23 protein-coding genes, 1 tRNA gene and 2 pseudogenes are annotated in these 24,678 nt (G+C 38.5%); 4 read left to right on the forward strand and 22 right to left on the reverse strand.

Annotated elements, in window-relative coordinates; all coding sequences use genetic code 11:
• Positions 1-33: 33 nt before the first annotated feature.
• From miaA to MKX96_RS12190, 11 genes are all read right to left on the reverse strand, one after another.
• Positions 34-954 (reverse strand): tRNA (adenosine(37)-N6)-dimethylallyltransferase MiaA, encoded by a 921-nt coding sequence (gene miaA, locus MKX96_RS12140; protein WP_298472222.1) that lies wholly within the window; start codon positions 952-954, stop codon positions 34-36.
• A complete protein-coding gene (locus MKX96_RS12145) occupies positions 947-1,867 on the reverse strand; it encodes an alpha/beta hydrolase (RefSeq protein ID WP_340883779.1) in 921 nt (306 codons plus the stop codon). Before MKX96_RS12145 ends, miaA begins: the two co-directional genes overlap by 8 nt.
• Positions 1,864-3,516, reverse strand: a complete 1,653-nt coding sequence (locus tag MKX96_RS12150) for a glycerol-3-phosphate dehydrogenase/oxidase (RefSeq protein ID WP_340883780.1) — start codon at positions 3,514-3,516, stop codon at positions 1,864-1,866. The genes MKX96_RS12145 and MKX96_RS12150 overlap by 4 nt, the downstream gene beginning before the upstream one ends.
• A complete protein-coding gene (gene glpK, locus MKX96_RS12155; protein ID WP_340883781.1) occupies positions 3,513-5,027 on the reverse strand; it encodes a glycerol kinase GlpK in 1,515 nt (504 codons plus the stop codon). The genes MKX96_RS12150 and glpK overlap by 4 nt, the downstream gene beginning before the upstream one ends.
• Positions 5,028-5,037: 10 nt before the next feature.
• On the reverse strand, positions 5,038-6,867 hold the full coding sequence (gene mutL / locus MKX96_RS12160) for a DNA mismatch repair endonuclease MutL (protein ID WP_340883782.1): 1,830 nt from the start codon (positions 6,865-6,867) through the stop codon (positions 5,038-5,040).
• Between the two features lie 22 nt (positions 6,868-6,889).
• A complete protein-coding gene (gene mutS, locus MKX96_RS12165) occupies positions 6,890-9,478 on the reverse strand; it encodes a DNA mismatch repair protein MutS (RefSeq protein ID WP_340883783.1) in 2,589 nt (862 codons plus the stop codon).
• A 240-nt stretch (positions 9,479-9,718) separates the two neighbouring features.
• Entirely contained in the window at positions 9,719-10,285 is a 567-nt protein-coding gene (cotE, locus tag MKX96_RS12170) for an outer spore coat protein CotE (RefSeq protein WP_340883784.1), read from the reverse strand.
• A gap of 423 nt (positions 10,286-10,708) precedes the next feature.
• Positions 10,709-11,266, reverse strand: a complete 558-nt coding sequence (locus MKX96_RS12175) for a nucleotidyltransferase family protein (RefSeq protein WP_340886012.1) — start codon at positions 11,264-11,266, stop codon at positions 10,709-10,711.
• Position 11,267: 1 nt separating this feature from the next.
• A complete protein-coding gene (locus MKX96_RS12180; RefSeq protein WP_340883785.1) occupies positions 11,268-11,885 on the reverse strand; it encodes a hypothetical protein in 618 nt (205 codons plus the stop codon).
• 306 nt (positions 11,886-12,191) lie between these two features.
• Positions 12,192-12,905 (reverse strand): hypothetical protein, encoded by a 714-nt coding sequence (locus MKX96_RS12185; protein ID WP_340883787.1) that lies wholly within the window; start codon positions 12,903-12,905, stop codon positions 12,192-12,194.
• Complete coding sequence (locus MKX96_RS12190) at positions 12,898-13,692, reverse strand: ABC transporter ATP-binding protein (protein WP_251557249.1); 795 nt, start codon at positions 13,690-13,692, stop codon at positions 12,898-12,900. Before MKX96_RS12190 ends, MKX96_RS12185 begins: the two co-directional genes overlap by 8 nt.
• A 283-nt stretch (positions 13,693-13,975) precedes the next feature.
• Here MKX96_RS12190 and MKX96_RS12195 point away from each other — a divergent pair, with 283 nt between their 5' ends.
• Both MKX96_RS12195 and MKX96_RS12200 read left to right on the forward strand, forming a co-directional pair.
• Positions 13,976-15,172 (forward strand): CynX/NimT family MFS transporter, encoded by a 1,197-nt coding sequence (locus MKX96_RS12195; protein WP_340883791.1) that lies wholly within the window; start codon positions 13,976-13,978, stop codon positions 15,170-15,172.
• Positions 15,173-15,220: 48 nt separating this feature from the next.
• Positions 15,221-15,565, forward strand: a complete 345-nt coding sequence (locus tag MKX96_RS12200; RefSeq protein ID WP_340883793.1) for a hypothetical protein — start codon at positions 15,221-15,223, stop codon at positions 15,563-15,565.
• Between the two features lie 208 nt (positions 15,566-15,773).
• On the opposite strand, the gene MKX96_RS12205 is transcribed toward MKX96_RS12200, so the two are convergent.
• Entirely contained in the window at positions 15,774-16,835 is a 1,062-nt protein-coding gene (locus tag MKX96_RS12205; RefSeq protein WP_340883794.1) for a nitric oxide synthase oxygenase, read from the reverse strand.
• Between the two features lie 166 nt (positions 16,836-17,001).
• Here MKX96_RS12205 and MKX96_RS12210 point away from each other — a divergent pair.
• Positions 17,002-17,074, forward strand: a tRNA-Val gene (locus MKX96_RS12210).
• 171 nt (positions 17,075-17,245) lie between these two features.
• Here MKX96_RS12210 and MKX96_RS12215 read toward each other — a convergent pair.
• The 9 genes and pseudogenes from MKX96_RS12215 to MKX96_RS12255 form a co-directional block, all read right to left on the reverse strand.
• Positions 17,246-17,946, reverse strand: a pseudogene (locus MKX96_RS12215) (PBSX family phage terminase large subunit); the annotation flags it as partial.
• Positions 17,943-18,689 carry a terminase small subunit gene (locus MKX96_RS12220; protein WP_340883795.1) on the reverse strand — a complete coding sequence of 249 codons (747 nt, stop codon included), beginning with the start codon at positions 18,687-18,689 and terminating at the stop codon, positions 17,943-17,945. The pseudogene MKX96_RS12215 and the gene MKX96_RS12220, both read right to left, overlap by 4 nt.
• 227 nt (positions 18,690-18,916) lie before the next feature.
• Positions 18,917-19,246, reverse strand: coding sequence for a YjcQ family protein (locus MKX96_RS12225; protein WP_340883796.1), 330 nt, complete (start codon positions 19,244-19,246; stop codon positions 18,917-18,919).
• A gap of 123 nt (positions 19,247-19,369) precedes the next feature.
• Positions 19,370-19,831, reverse strand: a complete 462-nt coding sequence (locus MKX96_RS12230; RefSeq protein WP_340883797.1) for a sigma-70 family RNA polymerase sigma factor — start codon at positions 19,829-19,831, stop codon at positions 19,370-19,372.
• 300 nt (positions 19,832-20,131) lie between these two features.
• The gene (locus MKX96_RS12235) at positions 20,132-21,301 is read right to left on the reverse strand and encodes a putative phage abortive infection protein (protein WP_298473586.1); all 1,170 of its coding nucleotides are present in this window, start codon (positions 21,299-21,301) and stop codon (positions 20,132-20,134) included.
• A 222-nt stretch (positions 21,302-21,523) separates the two neighbouring features.
• Positions 21,524-21,904: a hypothetical protein gene (locus tag MKX96_RS12240; RefSeq protein WP_340883799.1), complete on the reverse strand. Its 381-nt coding sequence runs from the start codon at positions 21,902-21,904 to the stop codon at positions 21,524-21,526.
• Positions 21,905-21,928: 24 nt separating this feature from the next.
• Complete coding sequence (locus MKX96_RS12245; protein WP_340883800.1) at positions 21,929-22,459, reverse strand: HNH endonuclease; 531 nt, start codon at positions 22,457-22,459, stop codon at positions 21,929-21,931.
• A gap of 117 nt (positions 22,460-22,576) precedes the next feature.
• A complete protein-coding gene (locus MKX96_RS12250; protein ID WP_298473580.1) occupies positions 22,577-23,161 on the reverse strand; it encodes a hypothetical protein in 585 nt (194 codons plus the stop codon).
• Between the two features lies 1 nt (position 23,162).
• Positions 23,163-23,326: pseudogene (locus tag MKX96_RS12255) on the reverse strand (XtrA/YqaO family protein).
• 208 nt (positions 23,327-23,534) lie between these two features.
• On the opposite strand from MKX96_RS12255, the gene MKX96_RS12260 reads away from it, so the two are divergent.
• Positions 23,535-23,975: a YkvA family protein gene (locus MKX96_RS12260; protein WP_298473574.1), complete on the forward strand. Its 441-nt coding sequence runs from the start codon at positions 23,535-23,537 to the stop codon at positions 23,973-23,975.
• Positions 23,976-24,123: 148 nt separating this feature from the next.
• On the opposite strand, the gene MKX96_RS12265 is transcribed toward MKX96_RS12260, so the two are convergent.
• Complete coding sequence (locus tag MKX96_RS12265; RefSeq protein ID WP_340886015.1) at positions 24,124-24,252, reverse strand: RusA family crossover junction endodeoxyribonuclease; 129 nt, start codon at positions 24,250-24,252, stop codon at positions 24,124-24,126.
• Between the last annotated feature and the right edge of the window lie 426 nt (positions 24,253-24,678).

A 24,678-nucleotide genomic window follows, 5' to 3' on the forward strand; every position in this document is an offset into this window, starting at 1 on the left:
TTAAAAACGTATCACTTTAACTATTCGCTTAAATTATTGATTTTCCTGCAAGAACCTACTAATTTCTTCTAAAATACTTTCACGGTCTTTAACTGGATCGAACCATTGTATATCCATTTTGTTACGGAAATAGGTTAATTGTCGCTTAGCATACCTTCTAGAATTTTGTTTTAGTGTGTCCACGGCATCCTCAAGGGTCGATTTCCCATCCAAATAGTCATAGATTTCCTTATACCCTATGGCTTGAATGGATTGAACATCTCTTATTCCTCTATCATATAGACCTTTTACTTCTTGTAACAGTCCTTGTTCTATCATCAGATCTACTCGCTTGTTAATACGCTGATACAGTATCTCACGATCAATTGTCAGACCAATGATATAGTGTGGGAAAACCTTTTCCTTGCCTTGATTTTGCTCAATCTCGTCTCTTTGCTTTCCAGTTAGCTCTTGCCTCTCGATTGCTCGGATGACTCTTTGCACATTGTTCGGGTGAATGTCCTTCGCAGCCACTGGATCTACATCCTGCAGCATCGAATATAATACCTCAGAGGACATACCTTCCAGCTCCTTCACCCTTGAGCTGTCTTGCTTTGGCTGCTCTGAAAAGCGGAAATCGTATAAAACCGACTGAACATAAAGCCCAGTCCCCCCCACAATAATAGGCACTTTTCCTCTAGAGGCAATATCCTTTATCTTTTCTCGTACGAGCCTTTGATACTCCGCCACAGAGAAGCCCTCGGTCGGATCTTTGATATCTAACAGATGGTGTGGAACATTTTCCATTTCATCTTTTGTTATTTTCGCTGTTCCAATGTTAAGCTCTCGGTAGACCTGCATAGAGTCCCCATTAATGATTTCCCCGTCACAAAACTTTGCCAGCTCTATACTTAATGCCGTCTTACCAACTGCAGTTGGTCCTACAATCGCAATAACTGCTGGATTACTATTCATCCTTCATCATCCACTTATATATAAATTCCATTGTTTGCTCTTTCCCTAATTCTTTTAAAAGTTCATGCCTTGCATCTTCTATCAATTGCACGGTTATATTTTTCATACCTACTTTTTTCATACCTTCCGCTACTTTAAATACATCCTTGCCGTCTTTTCCGACAGGATCCTTTGCTCCACTTATCATTAGTACTGGTAGATCCTTACGAACTTTCATGATCTCTGATTCTTTATGAATAGCTCTCATGCCACCAAACATATCGACATATAGCTGGTTAGATGGGATAAAACCACATAGAGGATCCTCTATATACTTCCTTACTTCCTCCCCGTCTCTAGTTAACCAGTCGAAAGGAGTTTCCGGATGAGCAACTTTCTTGTTGAATCCGCCAAATGCTAGCGAGTTAAGCAAAGGACTTTCTGCCTGTGGTGTTTTAATCTTAGAAGCTGCTTTACCAATTAGTTTTCCAATGTTGCCTAATACGCCAGGATCATATGCTGAACCACTTAGGATGACTTTAGATAGAGAATCACTATATTTTTGCATATACCGACGAGCGACGAACGAGCCCATGCTATGTCCGAATAAAATAAGTGGAAGATTCGTTAATCCTTCTCGAACAGTTAACAGCACTTCACGTACATCCTCCGTAATTCTTTCGAAGCCAGCACGGTCTGCAAAATAGCCTAACTGACCATTCTTTACTGCAGTCTTTCCATGACCGCGATGATCGTGACCACTTACGATAAAACCCTTATCAACCAGAAAATCGACAAACTCATCGTAACGCTCAATATGCTCAGCCAATCCATGCATAAGGTGAACATGGCCAATTGGTGTATCAGTTGGTATACATCTCATCACATAAACGAGGTGCCCGTCTGACATCTTTGCTTCTAAAATTTGCTTCACTCCACAACACTACCTTTCGAAAACATAGCATCCATTAAAGCTTCTTCTAATTGTTGCGAAAAACTTTCGGTCTCTTCCTCTGAATACTGGAGCAATTGCTTCATGACATTCAGCACTTCATCTTTATACAATTTGTATTGGTCAATACGGAAATAAAGCATACCCGTTCTTCTTACCAAGAAGTCTACCGGCGAGTACGTCATTTCTTCATGCACTGCATAGTAAATCTGCGCTAGCAAACCTAATGGCAAATTGGATGGAACAGTAGAGAGGATATGAGCGTATTGGAACACTTTATCGACATTAGAGCCATAGAGCTTAGCCAACCTTCTACCCTCTTCTTGCGTCAACCCGTAGGAAGGAGCGATTTGCTCTTTTAATGCAACAAACCCTTCGAACTGCTCGGAGCCACCAATTTCACCACCAGACAAATTCAAATGCTTCGTTACACAAGGGCCATACTTTTCATCCCCAAGTTGTTTGGATACCTTATCGACGATTGTTTCTGCCATTTTACGATAGCCAGTCAGCTTACCGCCTGCTATTGTTAATAGTCCCGCCTCCGATTGCCAAATTTCATCTTTCCGTGAAATCTCCGAAGGATCCTTGCCATCCTCATAGATTAAAGGACGAACACCTGCCCATGTAGATTCAACATGCTCAATTCCTACTTGGACACCAGGGAACATATAATGGATGGCATCTAATAGATATTCAACATCCTGTAAAGTCGCTACTGGATTTTGAATTTTTCCTTCAAAAAAGGTGTCGGTTGTACCAACATATGTTTTGCCATCTCTAGGTATCGCAAATACCATTCGTTTATCAGGTGTATCAAAATAGATAGCCTGGTGCAATGGGAAAATAGATTGGTCGATTACTACGTGGATACCTTTAGTTAGTCGCAACTTCTTTTTATTTTCGATTGCGTCTAGCGCTCTTACGCCGTCTACCCAAGGTCCAGTTGCATTCACTACTTTTTTAGCATGGATCGCGATTCTCTTGTTTGTGACCATGTCTACTATTTCAGCACCAACTACTTTATTATCATCACTATAAAGGAAAGATCTTGCCTTAGCATAGTTTAAGCATACGGCTCCTTTTTCAATCGCTTTTTTTACAACCTCTATTGTTAGTCGCGCATCGTCCGTTACATACTCAACGTAGTAGCCACCACCAAGAAGGTCCTTACTTTTTACTAAAGGCTCTTTTTCTAGTGTTTCCTTAGCAGAGAGCATTAGACGACGCTCTTCTTTTTTTACACCGGCTAAATAATCATATAGCTTTAATCCAGCGGATGTGCTTACAGGACCAAACGTTCCTTGCTTATGGAATGGAAGTAGCATGCCAGTAGGTTTAGAAACATGAACTGCATTTTCGTATACAATTTCTCTTTCTTTCCCTACTTCAGCTACCATTTTAATTTCCATTTGCTTAAGGTAGCGCAAACCACCATGGATTAGCTTGGTCGATCTGCTTGATGTACCAGCTGCAAAGTCCTGCATTTCCACTAAGGCTACGGACATCCCTCTTGTTACCGCATCAAGCGCTATGCCCGCTCCTGTAATTCCGCCTCCGATAACTAAAACATCGAATTCGTAAAAGTTTAATGTATTAAGTATTTGTTCACGTTCTACTGAAGATTTCACTTATTCCACTCCTCGTCCTGAAATTTAAATAATCTCGTTGCTTCAACGGCCAATTTCCAGCCTTTATATAATCGGTTTCTTCTTTCTTCCTCCATTTGAGGTTCATATAAGCGCTGGCTTTCCCTTAGATCGGAAAGCTCCTGCTCATCCTTCCAGAACCCTGTCGCCAAGCCGGCAAGGAAGGCGGCTCCTAGTGCGGTTGTCTCGTTAAGTTTTGCAAGCTCTACGGGTAAGTGTAACAAATCACTTTGAAATTGCATGAGGAATTCATTACTTACTGCACCACCATCTACGCGTAACACTTCCACAGAGACACCAGAATCACTAATCATCGTATCTAAAACGTCTTTCGATTGGTAGGCAAGAGACTCAAGTGTTGCACGGATAAAGTGTTCCTTGGTCGTACCTCGGGTCAGACCAAATATAGATCCTCTTGCATCAGAATCCCAATAAGGGGTTCCTAATCCTACAAAGGCAGGGACGACATAGACACCTTCCGTTGAATCCACCCGCTTCGCATAGCTTTCCGATTCACTCGCATGCTTTAGCATACGAAGCCCATCACGAAGCCATTGTATGGCAGAACCGGCGACAAAAACGCTTCCCTCTAATGCATAGGTCACCTTCCCATTCATACCCCATGCAATGGTCGTCAATAAACCGTTCTCAGAGGTTACCGCTTCCTCTCCGGTATTTAATAGCATGAAGCAACCAGTACCATACGTATTTTTAGCCATTCCCTTTTCAAAACAGCATTGTCCGAACAAGGCAGCCTGCTGATCACCTGCAGCACCTGCTATATCTATCTCCTTACCGAAAAATACAGAAGGATCGGTTTTCGCATAAACCTCAGAGGAGGAAGCAACCGTAGGGAGGATCCCCATTGGAATATTTAGCTTTTCACAAATTTCCTGATCCCACTTTTGTTCGAATATATTATAGAGCATTGTCCGGGAGGCATTGGAGTAATCTGTGACATGAGCCTTTCCATCTGAAAGCTTCCAGATTAGCCATGTATCAATGGTTCCAAACAGTAGCTCGCCAGCCTCTGCCTGTTCTCTTGCCCCCTCGACATTATCTAATATCCATTTCACTTTGGTTGCCGAAAAATAGGGATCTAGCTTTAAGCCCGTTTTTTCTTGGAAGAAGGATTCCAGGTTCTCTTTCTTCAGCTCATCAATAATAGATTGAGTCTGCCTCGATTGCCAGACAATTGCATTATAGATAGGTTTTCCCGTGCGCTTGTTCCATACCACGGTTGTTTCGCGTTGATTAGTAATCCCAATGGCATGGACGTCTCCGGGCTGACTGCCGCTTTCTGTTAATACTGCTGCCAATACCGATAGTACCGTTCCCCAAATTTCCTTTGCATCATGCTCAACCCAGCCAGACTTTGGAAAGTGTTGCTTGAATTCCTTTTGCGCAGAGTGAACGATATTACCTTTTTTATCGAATAGAATAGCTCTTGAACTAGTAGTACCTTGATCGATGGATAAAATATATTTTCCCATATAACCCCTCCTACATTACTCGTTTGAACATCTTTTCAATTTCATACGTAGAAAAATGGACAATGACAGGTCTTCCATGCGGACACGTCAAAGGATGCTTCGCATTTTTTAGACTGACTAGCAGCTGCTCCATGTCATGTAACGTTAAATAATGGTTTGCTTTAATCGATAGCTTACAGCTCATCATGATTGCTGCTTCTTCCCGGAGCTTTTTAATATCTGTTTTGCGATTCGTCAATACTTGCTCGATTAGTCCCTCTATAATCTTAGTTTCATGTCCTTTTGGAAACCATACTGGATGGTCTCTCACAACAAAGCTAGACGAACCAAATTCCTCCAAAAATATCCCTACTTTGTGCAGCTCATCGATGGATTCTTTAATACGATAGGCCTCATCTAAAGAATAATGGAAGGTGAGTGGCAGTAAAAGTGCTTGACGCTCCGTTACATCTACGTCCCCTACCTTTTCCTTGTAATACTCATACTTCACTCGTTCCTGTGCTGCGTGCTGGTCAATCAAATAAAATCCATCTTCACTTTGCGCAACAATATATGTACCATGGATTTGGCCGACCACATGTAAATCGGGAAACGGGTCTCTTAGGTCGAGTTCCGTTTCAGAATATGGCTCCTCATTAGTCGGAAAGCTCTCTTCCATTACTGTTGTGTTGTCATCCCATTTAGTCGACTCTATTTCAGGTTGATGATCATCACTTCGAGGAGGAGTGACAGACATAGCTTCCTGCTCCGTTACCTCCTGCTTTACAGGCTCATATGTTTGTTTGAAAAAATCAAACTGGAAGCTTGGCTGAGGTTTTGGCTTTACAGGCTTCTCTTTAATCTCTAGTGGTTGTTGAGCGCGATGCATCACCTTACGGATGGTTTGTTTCACCAGCTCCATCAGTTCCTTTTCCTTACTCAAACGAATCTGATGCTTCGCTGGATGTACGTTAACATCAGTCAGCATTGGGTCTGTTTCAATATTTAGAACGACAATTGGAAAGCGCCCTATCGGTAGTAAAGTATGATACGCCTCTACAATGGCATTATTTAATCCGTAATGCTTGACCCAGCGCCCGTTAACCAAGATCGTCATATAGTTTTTAGACGCTCTTGTAATCTCAGGTAGTGTTCCATAGCCTGAAACTTTAAAATCCGATGACTCTGCCTCGAATTTTATCATTTTTTTAGCATTAGACACCCCGTATATCGAAGCTAGCACCTGCCTTAAGTCTCCACGGCCGCTCGTTTGTAAGATTGTTTGATTGTTATGAGATAGCTTAAATGCTATTTCAGGAAAGCTAAGCGCTAGACGGTTGATCAAATCAATGGTATGTCCTAGCTCTGTTTGAATCGTTTTTAAATACTTTAGTCGAGCAGGTGTGTTGAAAAATAACTGTTTTACTACAATGTCCGTCCCTCTTCGGATTGGGGCAGGAGTACAGGAGATCACTCTTCCTCCTTCTAGCATAACCTTAGTCCCTACCTCTTCTCCATCTGATGTCCAAAGATCAATTTTAGAGACAGAAGCGATACTGGCTAAGGCCTCTCCACGGAATCCTAAGGAGCGGATACGGAACAGATCGTGCTCCGTCATTATTTTGGAAGTGGCATGTCTGGAGAAGGAACGCAAAGCATCCTCCTCATCCATTCCTTTACCATTGTCTGTCACCTGAATTTTAGCTAACCCTGCCTCCTCTAGCATAATTTCGATGGAGGTGCTTTCTGCATCAATGGCATTCTCTACTAACTCCTTCACTACAGAGGCTGGCCTTTCTACTACTTCCCCTGCAGCTATTTTGTTAGATAAGAGCTCTTCCATTACGACGATTTTCCCCATTGTTGCTCACCACCTATATGTTTTAGTCTAGCTCATTTTGTAGCTCGTATAATAATTGAAGGGCCTCTAAAGGTGTTGTACCCGAAATGTTAACCTTTTTAAGCTTTTTCATAATCATTTTTGCAGTGTCATTTTCTTTTTCATTAGTCTCTTCCGCTTTTACGATGGTTACTGGAGCTTCAGAAGAGGACGCCTCATCAAAAAATGATAGCTGAGTATTTGCCCCATTTCTCTCATTTGATTCTTTTCTCTCCTGCTGTTCAAACGACTTCAGGATATTTCGAGCTCTTGAGATAATCTCTTCTGGCAGCTGTGCAAGCTCCGCGACATGTATTCCATAGCTTTTATCAGCTGGTCCTTCTTTTAGCTTGTGTAGGAAAACTACCTTACCATCTTTTTCAGTTGCAGCCACATGGACGTTTCGTAGCATTGATAACGTTTGCTCTAGTTCTGTCAGCTCATGATAATGAGTGGAGAACAAAGTGTTCGCTCCAATATGGTCATGTATATATTCCATCATGGCCTGCGCTAAGCTCATACCGTCATAAGTAGAAGTCCCACGTCCAATTTCATCGAACAATAGTAAGCTTTTGTTTGTGGCATTGACTATGGCATGCTGAGATTCCATCATCTCAATCATGAAAGTACTTTGTCCCCCTGCCAGGTCATCTGCTGCTCCTATTCGAGTGAATATTTTATCCACAATCGGCAGCTCAGCAGATTTAGCAGGCACGTAGCAGCCAATTTGAGCCATTATGACAGTGATGGCTACCTGTCTCATAAAGGTACTCTTACCGGACATATTCGGTCCAGTAATAAGCAGCATGTTTTCCTTTTCAGTCAATACGCAATCATTTGGGACATACAGCTGATTATTCATCATCTTCTCTACAACTGGATGTCTTCCCTCTTTAATAATCATCGCATTCGAGTCATGGAACATTGGTCTTGTCAAACGATGCTTTTCAGCGACCTCTGCAAACGAAATGAACACATCTAGCTCACTAATTTGCTTCGCTAGCTTTTGCACTAGTGGGATGTATTGTTTAATTTCTTCTCGCAGCTCGGAGAAAAGCTCATACTCTAAAACTAGGCTTTCATCCTCCGCTGAAAGGATAAGAGATTCCTTTTCCTTTAGCTCATCTGTTATATATCTTTCAGCATTTGCTAAAGTCTGTTTTCGAACATATCTCGATTCATCTGCCAAGTGAATGTTCGACTTAGTTAACTCAATATAATATCCAAATACTCGGTTATAGCCTATTTTTAAATTTTTTGCCCCGGTGATCTCTCGTTCTCTTCTCTCCAGCTCTGCAATCCATTTTTTCCCGTTAACAGAAGCATCTCGAAGCTTATCTAAACGTTCATTGTAACCATTTTTTATGACTCCGCCATCTTTGACAGAAATAGGTGGCTGCTCGCTAATCGCATCCTCTAGCTTTCTCCAAATGTCCTGGCAATCTTCAATTGCTCCTCCTAATACTTGAAGCGTTTCGTCTTGTGTCTCCAATAAAAGCTGTTTGATCTGTGGAATTTTAGAAAGAGACTGTCTAAGTTGGGCAAGGTCTCGTCCTCCAGCACTTCCAAAGCCGATTCTTCCAACCAACCGTTCTAAATCATAAACCTCTTTGAAAAGCTCTTTTATGTCCTCTCTTAGCATAAAGTCATCTAAGAAGCTGGTAACTATATTGAGCCTAGATTCAATCGCGCTTTTATTGGCAAGTGGCTGATGAATCCATTGCTTTAGCTTTCTACCGCCCATAGCAGTGACCGTTTCATCTAAAAGCCATAACAACGTTCCTTTTTGATCTCCGCTTCTTATCGAGGAAACAAGCTCTAAATTACGTTTAGAATGGTAATCCATTGCAAGGAATGCTTCTCTTTCCTGGAAGTTAAACGGTTGAATATGAAGCAATGATCGTTTTTGTGTTTTCTGTATGTATTTTAACAAACGCTTGACCGTACGATAGGTCTCTGCTGGATGATTTACTACATACTTCACAGCTTCCTCATCCGACAATTCCTCTTGCTCGATGGATAACGTGAAATCGTGAATAGAGGATAAGTCATTTATCACTAAGTATAATTGTTCGCTTACGATTAACTCCTTTGCCTGTAGCGCCAAGAGCTGCTGAACGACTTCCTTCTCGTCCCCTTTTATAATAGTAGTAAACCCGTCACCTGTGGACACATCCAAATAGGAAAAGACAACCTCCTCCGTAGACAATAAATCTGCTGAGGCAATAAAATAATTAGTTTTATTTTGTAATGCCTTTCCCTCCATCAGAGTACCTGGAGTTACCAGTTGAACAACCTCACGTTTAACCACACCTTTAGCAACCTTCGGATCCTCCACCTGCTCGCATATTGCTACCTTATACCCTTTCGAAATTAGGGTCTCTATATAGCTCTGTGCAGCATGATGTGGCACTCCACACATTGGAATGCCATCCTTTCTGCTTGTTAACGTGATTTCCAAGATGGATGCCGCCTTAATCGCATCATCATGAAATAGCTCGTAAAAGTCGCCGAGACGGAAAAACAAAAAAGCATCTATGTAGTCTTCTTTAATCTTTAAATATTGTTGCATCATTGGAGTAATTGTAGTCATTGTTTCCCTCTTCTCATTGTTACTCCCCCTATTATAACAAATTAAATAATCACCGCAGACATAATATGACTTGTTTTTAGATGTTTCTTGTGGGAAAAACTAGCTTTAGAGGAGACCTATTGCAATCAATAGAAGGGACTAGTTAGAAGAGCTACATGACCATGCCAGTGAATGAATTTTATGGTATCTCAAACCCATCTAGACTTTAAAGCAAAAAAAAAGCCGGCCAGCGCCGGCTTATTAAAGTGAAGATGAATCGTGGAAATCGTCTGAAGAGCTAGATGAGCTGGATGAACTGGATGAACTAGATGAGCTTGAAGAACTAGATGAACTCTCATCCTCGTAAGACCATTCTTCCTCGAAGTCCTCATCATAAACTTGAATACAAACAGTTGTTTCTCCGACTACCTCTGCAAGTAACTCTCTCTCTACCGTCACTTGGAATTCACAGCCTTTTACAATAATTGCTTCTGTGCAATTTGGCTGTTGAATAACACGTACATGAACTTCCTCACCAGTTGCATCTTTGTCTCTATAGCTTAGTTTAATGCGATCCTTGTAGTTCACCGTCTCCGTAAATACAGATGTTTTAGAGTGATCGTGGTGGGCGTACCACACGTTGATATCGAATTTCCCAGATACTTCTACAAATTTCCCGTGTTTTTTAGATTGGTACGTATGATTGATAACCCAGCACCCTAAAATGCTAGAAGGTGTGTTTGGTGGTCGAAGTGTCTCACAAGATTCCGTTCTCTTTTTACCCTTAGCAACTACTGCTTTCGTCACGATATGTCGCAAATATTTCATGTTCTTCCTCCTTGTAATCAAGTCATAACATCATATGCACCGTTTGCCCAATCGGTTCATCCGTTTGAAGATGTTGTGTAGATTAAAAGAGAAAGAATTTCATTTCTCGTTAGAATTCGACAAGGAGGTGGGGACATAACCCATCCCTAAATAAAGCAGTTCAACTACTTCTTAGCAGTTGTTCTCCGTTTCGACGGTCGCTTTCCTGGGGGCACGGCTCGAGCCTGTAGTCTCTCCCTCGTGCTGTTCCCCTAGGAATCGCCGCCTTCAATCCAAACGACTAGTATTTCTGCTAATAATCAGTTTTTAGATATGAGGTCTATTTTACTTTACTTTCTTAGCACGTTCTTAATTTCTTCATTTTTAAGCTTGGATTTGCCCAAAAAACCTTCTACTTCAAAATTCCTTTTAAATAATCTTTTGTTACACAGTAACCATTGGCCAGTTAACTTTCCAATTCTTACTCTCCATACGCTTTGTATAAACAGCTTTGAGCTCGTTGCTCGCTTCAAATCGAGGTACCGGACGGACGCGCATTTGAATTACGTCCTCGATACCATGAGGTGCCGTTAATATTAACCCGTTAGCTCCTAGCTTAACTCCTAATGCTGTAACTGTTTCCGGGAAATTTACTATCCCGTCCTCTGCTGATTGATAAGGTGGTAGATTGTTTATCGTATGCATCCTCGCCTGGTTCTTCACAGACCAAGGGATACCTGGCTTCCAAGCCACTAACTGCTGTTCAAGTCTTTTCTCCTCTGCCTCATCCAAGCATTGCGGATCAAAATAAATCACGTCAATATCGCCCAAGGGGGTACGAATATCGTAACCATGGAGAGTATCCCATATTTTTGACCGAACGAAGCCAGCGCAAATCCACCAATCGGGAAGATTTAGTTGCTCTGCGACTCTCAGTAAATCCATCATCCATTTGTCATCTTCTATTAGGGCCATTATCCCTTGCTCCGTATGAATATCCATCTTAAACATTGGCTTCCCCCTTACTCCGAAAGAATGTGAGCTTCCAGCTTATAAAAATACTAATGATGAGCACCAAAATGTATAACCATTCGAGGCCAACCACCGCAATCATCATATGAATAACAGCAAGTACACCAACTAAAAACATCGAACCAAACACTTTAATCACAGAACTTTCCTGCGCTTGCTTCGGTTCATTGGAAAAAGGAAAAGGATCTTTAATGAACATCCAATAGGAAACAATAGTAAGGATCACTGCCACTAATAAAACTATTACTAGGTCCAGCCATATGCGGAAGGAAAAGATCCAAAGAAAAATTAAGATTAAGGGTATTAATATAGGCAAAAAATAATTAATGATTGTTGCCTTCAAGGTGGCACTATATACTAGTCCTCTACTACGCATAGGTGCAACGTAAAATACCCAGTGCGCCTTATAGTAATTAGAATACTCCAGCAAGAGAACTACTGATGGAACAAAAATAAGTGAAAAGTAAATGATTATAAAAGAATTTCCATTAGCCAATTCCTCATAGCTGCTCATTCTTAAATTATTGAAAAGCATGATAAAGGGGAAGATAACGGCAAATCCCAGCATCGGATATACTTTCAGCTTCAATTCCCTTTCCTCCTTCAGCATCATCGAGGAAAATTTATAAAAAGCTCTTTCTTCCTTTGTTCTACACAAAACACTGGACCAAAATGAGGTCAGTCTTCGAGCTTTTTTCTTTTTTCTATTCGAATCACTTTGCAGCTTAGACAAGTAGTTTTCAAACGTAGGCATTAGTCGTACATATAGCAAAACAGCTATTATTGGAATGATTAGTGCAAGTATAGTAAAAAGAATGATATATAAGGAATAATTATTATTAAAAATCAACTCAAAAGGGGCTGCATACCAAAACGGCGGAAGGAATAAATGCCATCAGGCAAAGCTGTAGTCGATATCCAGATTGACAATATCAAAAATGCGTCCTACTAACTGGTAGCTGACAGCCATCCCTATTGCCAAGAAAATTTGCACATAATTAATGACGTCCTTCAAAAATTCTCCACTAAAGAAACGAAGAACGAATAAGTATATAAAAGCTGTGAAAATAACCGTCAAACAGCTAATCATCCCTATTTCCACGAAAAATAAAAGGGCAAATAACGGGCCGAACTTAAAGATACTTACGATTAACGGTATAATCACGAAGGAACCAGTCAATAGAAAAATATAAATCAAAATGTGCATTATTTTGGCTGCATTAATCGTACGACTGCTAATAGGCTTTGGCTGAAGTATATTTTTATCCCGAATATCAAGCAGCACAGCAGAAAAGTCTGAGATCATGGACGTCATGAGTATTACAAACATAGAACTGAACATGATTGTGAGAGAAAAAAGAAAGTTATCTCCTAAAAAAAGAAAAGGGGTTAACAGAAGAAGTCCAAAAAGACCATAAACCCATAAGGACTTCGTAAATTGGTTTCCATCCTTTTTTTCTTTTGAGCCATTAAATATAGGAGGCAACCTCCGGCTATCCATTGTCAGTTTTAGCTGTAAAATTCTCCTCATTAAGTCATAATCAATATCAAACTTTAAAAATATCTTCCGAAACCGGTCCAGCACTCTAAGCGAAGCAAAATCATTCATGTGAGTTTCCCCCACTAACCGTTTGCACAAAACGTTCTGCAATCTCTTCATGTTCGTTAAAGCCAGTCAGCTGATTAAATATTCCCTCTAAGGAGCCCTCTTGACTTTGTTGCTTAAGCTCTTCAAAGCTTCCGTCCGCCACTACCTCCCCATTTACTAAAAGTACAATCCGATTACTGATTTTCTCAACGACATCCATTATATGAGATGAGTAAAATATAGTTTTCCCTTGTGCTGCAAGCTTTGCAAGTATCTCTTTTATGACCATCACACTGTTCGCATCCAGTCCACTAAGTGGCTCATCATAAAATAATAAATCGGGGTCATGTAGCAGGCTCGAAATGATTAATACTTTTTGTTTCATTCCCTTGGAAAAAGAGGACAGTCTTTGATGGAAGGCAGCCTCTAAGCCGAATTCCTTCATAAGCGTAAAAGCCTTCACTTCTGCCTCCTTGGTTGTTAGTCCATACATTTCACCAGTAAAAACAAGATATTCATAAGCCGTTAGATTTTCATAAAGCTCTGCCGTTTCGGGCACGTAGCCTATTCTCCTTTTATATGTATAATTGTTTTTATTAATATTTTCACCAAAGATTTCAATCATTCCGGAGTAACCATCAATCAAGCCTAGGATTAGTTTTACAGTTGTACTTTTACCTGCTCCGTTCGGTCCGATATACCCGATGATCTGACCCTCATAGACATCTAAATTCACCCCGCTAAGCACTGTTTTGTGCCCGAACTGCTTCGAAACATTTACTAAGGATAAAATTTTTTGCGCTTTCATTTAATTCCCCCTGTATTTTATAGACATGTAATTGATTGGTGCTATTGGCTGGATGTCTTCCATGATTACCTTTTCAAACGTTTAACTAACTTGCATCTATCCAACCCACTAGTATAATAGAATGTAATTATTCAAAATATTTACAATTAAATTGTAGCATATTATTATTCATAATTGATGACCATCTTTTTTAGTTTTGAACAACTGTTGTACTTTTCAGATAAAGTGTGTAGGATTTTCTAATATCAATGTCTAAAAAGCTGTGAGGAGAGAAATTGCTTTGTTGCCTACTTCCGAAACCAATAAAAAATCAATCGCCTTATTAATCATAGGGATTATATTCATCTCCTCTACATTGCGAGCACCACTTACCGCAGTGGGGCCAATTATATCCTACATTAGGGATGGGCTTGATATCTCTAATGTGTTGGCTGGTTTTATCACAACGATTCCATTACTTGCCTTTGCTGTTATATCTCCATTTGCACCTAGAGTAGCACGCCGTTTTGGAATGGAAATGACTTTATTTCTTGCTATTTTACTGTTGGCGTTCGGAATTGCCATTCGGTCCACCGGGACTCCCTTCTTCCTATTGTTTGGCACTGCTTTAATCGGAATCGCCATTGCGTTTGGTAATGTGTTAATCCCTAGCTTCATCAAGCTTAAGTTCCCTTTACAAATCGGGTTGCTTACAGGTATTTTCACCGTATCTATGAATCTCTCTGCTGGCATTGGTGCAGGCATTAGTTATCCCATTGCAGAAGGATCATTCCTTGGTTGGCAGGGAGCTTTAGGAATCTGGTCTATTTTAGCTGTCATCGCCTGCCTTGTTTGGGTACCTCAAATTAAACAGAGGCAGCAGATTGTTCCTAATGTTCCCGATACTAACCCTATAAAAGCTAAATCCATCTTGAAATCTCCTTTAACATGGACTATTACTTTATGTATGGGTTTCCAATCCCTGATTTTTTATACCACTGCTGCATGGATCCCAGAAATATTGCAAACGCAAGGGATGGAGGCTGGAAAATCAGGTTGGATGCTATCCACTATGCAATTTTCTCAGCTACCAATGACCTTTCTTATACCAATCCTTGCAGGACGGCTGAAGGATCAAAGAATACTAGTCGCAGTCTTTTCGATTTGTTATTTGATTGGGTTTATTGGGTTGTTGTACGGTAGTCTTCCTCTAGCAATACTGTGGATGGTATTCCTAGGATTAGGCGGTGGGGCTTCATTTGGATTAGTAATGATGTTCTTCTCTCTTCGATCAAGAACACCGATGGAGGCTGCAGACTTATCTGGTGTCGCGCAATCCATCGGCTATTTACTTGCTGCAGTCGGACCAGTAGTTTTTGGATTTGTTCATGATACGACTAGAAGCTGGGATACTCCAATACTATTATTCATCGTGACAGTTATTCTGCTTTTCTTTGCCGGAATGCATGCCGGAAGAGATCGGTTTGTATCAGAGGAATAATAAAAAGCATTGCAGGATAATAAAAATACGATGAGACAGGGGAAGGAAATGAACAAATTTCAAGCAATGACTTATAAGGAAAGGGTCAAGCGATATTTAGTAGTAACGGTCATTTTAGCAATAACTATGTTACTGATGCCATATGAATATCCCACCTGGACCCCAGTACTCACGATTGCTATCATGGCTGGTACCATAATTTATAATCTGTTTAAATGGAATATCCAGACGATAAGCACCGGGAATGATATTTTAATATACAATACGTTCTTAATGATCATTCTCTGTTACTTCGTATTTTTCATCCCGTATAACATTTCATTTATGTATAGTGTGACTTATTTTACCCTTACTATCACTGCTAGCATAATTGACTACTTTAGAAAAAGGTGATTATATACTGGGGGCCAACCATCTTCCACACCCTCATTGTGGACCATTTTCTTCCGACTACTTATCATAATTATAAAGTTTAAATAGATAACTTATTCTGGATTTTTAATGGTTAAAACTTTTTTAAGTTTTTCATTTCTATACTTTTATTCATAAAGAAAGACCATCCGCATTGAAAATGGATGGTCTCTTCTAATTTAACTAGCTATTAATATGGGTTTGGCTGGTAGGAATAGTTTGGCGTTACCTTTTCATTGTTATAAGGCTTTTGAAAGATATGAGTTGTTGCAGGTGACATCGGTGGGATGAGCCAAGCCCAGTTTCCAGTGACGTCTCTGCCTGCATCTCGTTCTATTTCCTCAAACTTTTTAAATTGATGAGCTGCCGTATGATGATCCACGATACTCACCCCATCCTCCTTAAAGGAATATAAAACAGCAGTATTCAGTTCGACCAATGCGCGGTCCTTCCAAAGAGAAGCATTTGACTTCGTGTTCAAGCCCATTTGCTCAGCAATAGCTGGCAGCATATTATAACGATAATCATCCGCAAGATTGCGTGCACCTATTTCTGTTCCCATATACCAGCCGTTAAATGGAGCAGCTCCGTACGTTATGCCTCCTACTTCTAGCTTCATACTAGAAATCATCGGAACGGCATACCATTTAAGCTGCAAGTCTGAAAACCAATCCATCTCTGGATGTCGGAATGGAACCTCTAAAATATACGAATCAGGTACATTAAAAACCTTAGGAGGATGATTATTCACTTGAATGACAAGGGGGAGCACATCAAAGTTTGTCCCCTCCCCTTTCCAGCCAAGCCCTTCGCAAACTTTCGTGAAAGCAAGGGAATCTGAATCTCCAATGACTCCCCCCTGAGTTTCATAGCCAGCATAACGTATGAGTTGGTGATTCCAAACACGAACATCTGATGAAGAAAAAATGGTAATCGTCGGTCTGATTCGACCGGCGTTCGTTGCGTACTCGATATGGTCAAGCAATGCCTCGAAAATGTCTTCTTCTTTACATAAATCCCGCTTATCGAAAACAGTCAGGCTTTGCCAAAATAAACGACCAATACATTTATTGCTGTTCCGCCAAGCAACTTTAGCCCCGAACTCCAGCTCCTGCGATGTATGTACATATGTGCCCCTGCGATTAATTTCATCTTCTATTTCTTCCAGTCGAGCAACCATCTCACGTTCCTCTTTACCTGTCTCTATGTAATAAAGTCTTATAAACTCCTGCGCTTCAGTTAACATGATCATAGTCCCTCCCACTATCTCTTCCATCTTAGTGGAAGGGAGCAGTCCCAAACAAGTACCACTTCTAACTGATATGTGAGGAATTTATGACACTCCACTTAAGAGAAAAAGAAAAAATTATATACTACCAACTCTGGTATATGATAAAATCAGATTAACTTCAAAATCCGGTCTTGTAGCTCAGTTGGGAGAGCACCACCTCGACAAGGTGGGGGTCGCTGGTTCGAGACCAGTCGGGACCATCAGTTTAGTAGGCTTGCAAACGTTGATAAAGCAACGTTTGCGGGCTTTTTCTATTTTAGAAACTATTTGTACAAAACCTCGTATTTCTGCAAATGGTCACGGATTGGTCACAGCTTTTTTTCAGTGCTTTTTCAAAAATATCTGCTAAATCATTATGCAAACTATGAAACTATATTGACCTTCTCGAATTCTTCTTTGCTTATATAGTGGATATCCTTGTTGAAGTCCTTATAGATAACCCCTTTTGCAGATACCCATTTTGACCATGTATATCCCTGTCTGTGAACATCCCGCTTGGAGTCGATGCGATAATACTTTCAACATACTCGGGATCCAGAAAGATGTTATCAAACAATGCAAAATGAAAGGCTCTGATGTTCAATCTACCGTTATCCAGAACTTGTCCATCTTTGTCGATGTAATTTGTTTTAACTGAGTGAGCTGGATTCTCAGGGTTAGTATCAATCAATACTCTAGCTCCCTTGTAGGAACAACGAGAAATAACCTCTTTTACAAATGAATCATGTAAAGCAGTTCCCTCGTTTAATAAAGCACCAGCTGCTGTAAATCCACGCGCTTTTTTCCAAGCGTCTGCATTAGCACCATCGAAGCAATATAACTTGTTTCCGAATACAGTAATCGCATTCGCTTTATTAAGCCTCAAGTCTTTACCTAAGATGACTTCCATATCGTTTAAGATATTCCGTCTAATACTTGCTTGGGTAGCTCCACCAATAATGAAAGATAGGCCTTGGTTTTCGTATTTAGCAATGTGCATAAGAAAAAGCAGTATAAATACAAATGTTTTACCTACCCTTTTTGCTCCACTAGCTAATAAGATTTTAGGTTTTTCATGAATGAAACTATTCATAACTTCTTGTTGCTTCGGTGTAAGTTCAGCCAGTATTCATCACCAGCCATCTTACGTAACATCTTGGCAATTTCGCTTTCTTGCCCTGTAGACCCATCGCCTTTTTCGTGTTTGTTAATTTCTGCTTTCGCTTTTTCAATTCGCAGTTGCTTTAATTGGTTATCATTTAGTAAATCAGTGTACTTAGACAGCATCTCCAAAGCTTTCATTTTGTCTACAAGCTTCACACTCACGCCATCTTTACCTTTTTTAACTTCAGATATTATAGTTCCATCAACATCTTCTGAGTTTTTGAAATCCACATGATTAACGTTGTAAGTAATGTTGTTGCCTTCATCGTCCTTCATATTTCTTCCTAGCTCACCCTTAGCTACAAGTGTTTCAGAGCTGAATGAAACAAAGTCTGTTATATCCGCAAAAGCTATATCAATGTATTTCTGGATGATGTCTCTAGCATCTAACTTGAGCTCATTTGCTTGTTCAGACTTCATTGTGTCTATTTCATTGGATATCTTAGTATTTCTAAGTAACCCATGGCCATTTGTCATTGCTGTAGTATAAGCGCACTTATAAGCCTTTTGATAAGCCTTTGTAGCATTGAAATACTTAATGTAGTAAATACAAAAAAGTCGTTGTTTTTCAGTCAGTTCATCCGACTCAACAACAGACTCTTTACTCTCCTTTTTTGTATGCACCCTTTTTGATTTTGTGTGCATACCTTTTTCAACTGCATCCTTAGACATTTATGTCTAGTTTTCCAAGACTTCACGGTATTAATGGATACGTCATATTTTTCTGCAATCTTTTTATACTTCATGCCAGCTATATAATCTTTTTCTGCTAGCTCATATTTCTCAGCCACCTAACATAACACCACCTCCGAGATCTATTAAATTTTCAATCACCTCTTTATGCTATTTGCTTTTATAAAATAAATAAACACCTCCATATTAGAGGTGCTAAAATTATTCTATAAACCTGGTATCCATTCTTTTATTTCTTTTAAAATTGCATAAACTTTTGCAGAAGGTTTATTCTCTTCTAAATAATCAATTCCTCTTAGAGTTATTCGAGGCTCTAATGCTTTGTAGGTACTATAAGTAGCACCCATAACACTAAATTTCTTCAAGCCATCTATATAGCCTTCTTCTAACATCATTCCCAAGATTCGACTATGCCTTGGCTCAGAAATTCCTAGTGCTTTATGATTCACTTTATTAAAGTCTATTCTTTCTTCATCTAATGAATCTTCTAGATACTTTAATATCGCTAATATAATATCCTTTGTATCATTCGCCATGACATCACCCCCAATGATAATATTCGTCATAGAAAGTGAAAACTCCTCTTACAAGCATCGTAAGATGGTTAACGAAAATTATTTTCCTACCAGGGGACCTACCTAGCCGACCCTCCTTCCAGTTTACACGACTGATTTTTGTAATGTCAAAAGTGTACGACTCTGGCTATTTTGGCTAATCTGGCTAAAAACCTCTTGTTTCTTATATCGTACATAATCCTTTGAGGCTGATAAATGAGCTGCAATCTGTCTGTGAGTCATTCCTTCCAATAGGCAGTCATAGATGGTATATAGTTGCTCATCCTCTATTAGATCCAAAGCTTTCTCTAATGCGTACACATAGCTTCGGATTCGTTCTAGTCTCATCAGCTGGCTCTTCTCTCTTACATCCATCTTCTTCAACTCTTTTGCACTTCGGATTGAGGAACCTTTAGGCATTGCAGCATCTATTCCATGTGCTACTCCCCAGGAACTCATAGCAACTGAGAACCCGAATAAAACTTTCTCTAGTCTCTCAATCTCTTTCTTCCAGAATCGATAATTACCTACCATGTATCCAATATCTAAGTTATTTTGTTCGTTCATAATCCCACTCCTCTATCGTTGTCGTATTGTTCCGCCTCTTTTTACATAAATCGCTCTATTACACCCCATTAAATCTTCAATTTCCCTACGAGAAAAACGTTCTTTATTCTGTTTGATTGTCTCTAGTATTCTTTTTATCTATCTCTTGTCTAACAGGCTGTTTTAGCCCTTTTTCAGAAAGCTCCGTTTGTAACGTTCCCATTTCCGTCTCTCCTTTTTTGTGAAATAAAAAAGAGGACAACAAATGACACAGCATATGCTGTCATCAAATGTTGTCCTCCAGTGGGCTGGGCGGATTAGTTATTTAATCTCTTCTATATATTTTACCTCGTCATTCCAAACAAGTTCCTCCAGTAATAAATGATCATCAAAAAAATTCTTTTCTAATAACTGTTCTTTAAACTTCTTACCCTTCTCTGAATACATAACATTATAAAATAGCATCATTATTTCGTAGGAAGATAGTTGGGCTCTTAAAATTCCTCTAAATTCCTTCTTTGCCAAATCATCAAGCAAATCTGATTCATTAACATACTTAACAATCCTGTACAAATTTCTATAATAATGGCCAAATATATATTCATATTTTTTATAGAAGGTTTCATAGGAATTCTTTTTTATTTTTTCCCATTTTAAAATATCTTCAATAACGTACTTATCGTTTAACTTATAAACATCACTATTTAAAAAATAATGTTGTGGAAATTTCATTATTTCATGTCTTAATGAGATTTCTATCCCTTGAATTTGACTAACAATATCAGGATGTTTTTCCAGTATCTTTAGTAAAGAAGGATAATACTCCAACAAGCCTTCTTCTCTGTCTTCAATACTTTCTTGTAGATGTACATATTGAACCGTAGTTAAATCTCCTTGTTTAAATATTTTGTCTAATTCTTCATTTAATTTTTCTTTCTCCACTATCGGATAAATCCTGTTAAAAATTTGTGTAATTTCTTTATCTGATAAATATTTAAGAAACTTGAATTCTCTGTAATCAATAATAGCCTTTTCTTTAAATTCAGCGAAAAGGACCGCAATTAATTCTCTCCCTACAATTTCATTTCTTTTTAGATTAGATAATATAGTTTGGTGGAGATTAATCATATTAAAAAAGGTACTTTCAAATTGTTGTCTTTTCATTGTTTTATTAGTTATTTCATACTCTTCACGAGTTTTAGTAACTTCGTTACGTTGGATTTCAAGTTCTTGTTTTTGCATAATCATTGCAGCCGTAACAAGAATTATACTAGCGAAAGATAGTAACCCCACAGTAGTCCCACCGAAGAAATCACCTACAACACCTAAATCTTGAAAGCTACTCATTTTATAACCTAATCCCGCTAAGCACATAATAGCAAAAGGTAGACTTATCGCTACTCCTGCAATAATAAATCCAACAACTATCCACCAATTTTCAGTTTTTTTATACCATGATACCTTTTTAATTTCCTCGTCCTCTGAACTCAAACCTTTTCCTCCAGTACGGTCAGCATTTCTTGATGCCACAATCTAGTATTTATAGTAGTACTATTATTTCTTAAACAAATACAGCCATATTAAATCTATATCAATAATATAATTACCAATTCTCTTAGGAAAAATAGATTACACAGCAGTTGCTGTAATCTAATATTGTCCTCCGGTTGGCTGGATGAACATAAATATTTAAAGGAAGTAAAAATATAGTAACTACTTTATTATTTGGCTTCTTCTAATAATCTCTTGTGTTAAGGTAGAATTCCCCATACACTTCTTTTTTGTATTGTTTTCAAAATACATTGATTCAAGTATTTCATACTCTTGAGCATTTTCACTCACCAATAGTTTGGCCTCAAATTGATTAAATACGTTCACATAACAAATTATTTTATTTCCGTCGATAACTAGAATGGAAAAATGAGTATCTTTATCGCCAAACATAGCCGCCATTCCATTTTTGTCTGAAACGTCCACAAGATCTGCCCCCCCAATAAGGGTATCTACTTTAATCTTGTCGCTTAATAGGTACTGACGTAATTCCCCACCTATTGGATCTATTAAATATTTTTCTCCTAACCAAAAAAAAGTCATTTCATAAATAATTTTTGCTAGGGCTTACTTATATAAAATAAGATCAAATGACATTTCTATTGTAATTTCGGGTTGGTCAACTATTCCATTCTGGATTTTACTGAAAATCTCCTCTTCAGACATGGCCTGCTTCCCTCTTCTTAATAAAGCCTTATTAACCATTTGGGGCAATTTTTTCTTATCAGTCACATCGACACTGAACTTTAATGTTTTACCATCATCTTCTTCGACCTGTCTAGGTACGATATATAAAGAATCTGGATCCCCATTTTTATTAACTCTATTATGAACTATATCCCCTCCATCCTTTAATCTTCCAACACCTATGGGATTTGGAATTTTCCCCGTTTTTCCTTTAATCTTTTTTGTAAATCTAGCTAACTGCATCAACTCATGGTTAACCAATGCCTGATCTACCTTACTTCCTAATTGATCATTACAACTTTTACAAACTTCATCAATTGTTAAAAGTCCTCCTAAAGAGTCCGGGAATATGTGTTCTACTGTACCTTTTCTCTCCATTAAACAAAAAATACATTTAACTATTTCGCTCAAAACTCTTCCCCCACTTCCTAAGCATCCATTAGACTTTTCTTTGATGCTGAACAATCCGATATCTCTAACTATTAATGGCGCTATATACCCAATCACTCTATCCTAAACTTTATGAAACTAATTTGATATACTAATTCGAGAGAATCGTTTTACAATATTTAGATGAGTATAAGGAATACTTATTGCTATAGTTGCAAGTAGGAATATATTGGGTTGGATTTTATATTGACTATTCCCTAAAACCTCTGCTGCTAATGGAATAAAACCTAACCAAAAGATTGCAATAGTATATATGTTATTTAGATGATCTCCTGCTGAGATTGAACGAATTATTCTCAAGTTATTTAAGCTAATAATACCTATTCTCAGTAAGTGTTTTTCAAAAAGATAGAAAAATAATGAATAAATTATTAAAGCCAAAGCACAAATGGAAAATATTAATTGTAATATAATATTACCTCCGACTTGTGAAATATCACCTACAGCTATATCTAGTAAATATTTAAAATATCTCTCCAGTAAACCGTTTGCTTGTGTTAGTGCAATTATGGAACCTATTATAAGAGATGAAGAGAGTAGACTCAATCCACTAATCATTTGTTGAAAGCAAAAATGCAAAATGATTCTATCTAATAGAGATCCATTTAAAATAAAACTTACAATAAACGTATCTAAAATAATATAAATAATTAATATTATCAATTCAAAACTCTTCTCCCTCTTCCCTACGCATCCTCTTAACTTTTCCTTGATGCGTAACAATCTTATATTCCCCTGCGTTGGAAGCTCTCTGAGTTTTGCTTTTCCGTCACAGATTACAATCACACAACTGGTAGGTATATCCATTATATCGACAGTTAGTTGCATTGTTCTAGTATCTATTTCTAAATTTTCCATGCTCAACAAGTTCCCTCCAATGTGTTATAATTTTCTTGTGAGAGACAGGAGGAATCTTGTCTTATTTTTATGTTTAGGAGCGCTTATCTAGGTGCTGTGCATAATTAAAAAGGAATTTCCAAACATTTTGTCGAATAAAACAATTAATACTAAATAAATAACAAATAATCGAAAATAGGTGATTACTATTACTAACGTAGAGGAAGATTATTCAAAACACTTTTCGGAAGATGGTTTTTGGAAAAAGGTTCTAAAGTACGGAAAAAAAGCTGGGGTTAAAGTTACTTATGCCACATTACTACTCTTTTACACAGCCAAAAAACCAACAACTCCGTTAAAAGCTAAAACTACTATCTTTGGCGCCTTAGGATATTTCATTCTTCCAATAGACCTCATACCGGACTTTACGCCAGTCATCGGATATACTGACGATTTAAGCGCTCTACTTGTAGCTTTATTAATTGTAGCTGCTTATATAGACTCCGAAACAAAACAACTAGCAAAAGATAAAATTGTAGATTGGTTTGGAGAAAATGCTTTAGAGGATGTTAGCTCGATAGATAAAGATATTGAAAAAAAGCGACAAAATGATGAAGGTAAAGAAAATACTGAAGACTAAATTTATGAGCCTGTGAATTCAGGCTTTTTTATTTTTATAGATTAATAATCAATAAGAACTTCTACTAACCATATTTTCTATACTTCTTGTTTTGTATTTTGTCTATAGTATCCCACTGTCAAAAAGCCACCATCACTACCACCCCCGGCTACATGCTATAGAATTTCTGAACTGTTAATTTCACTAATTGGCTATCATCCTGCCATATAGTCTTGTTCAAACCGTCCTCAACACCCTTAACATAATTATCTACATCTGGCTTATTGGTAACCTTAATTCATCTTGTTCTATGAGAGCCTGTTTTGACTATGTCTGATACTTTTTAGGAGTTGCCCTATAAAAATATCTATAGCTAAATCAATCGGTCCTGTTATAAGTTCTTTTGAAGTGTATTGACCATATACCAATTTTATGTATTGTTTAAAGTCCCTAGACTTATCAGAATCATAGGGGACCTTTTACCTGCCCATAATTTCCCTGACCTTGGTATTCCTTGTGCTATTGGTTCACCTAGTTTCTCAAAGCTGATATAGTTCATGTTAACATCCTCTCTCCTACGCTCTGCTTCTATATCAATCACTACATCGTTTATTTTTGGTGCTGGTTCATCAGCATCTTTACCAAACTATCCAGGTACTTTTTCTTCTCTAATGGTTTTTAGACACGAATAAATATCTATTTTACAAGTTGAAAATTTTAGTAA

This window comes from Psychrobacillus sp. FSL W7-1493 (genome assembly GCF_038004905.1).
Lineage (GTDB): Bacteria > Bacillota > Bacilli > Bacillales_A > Planococcaceae > Psychrobacillus.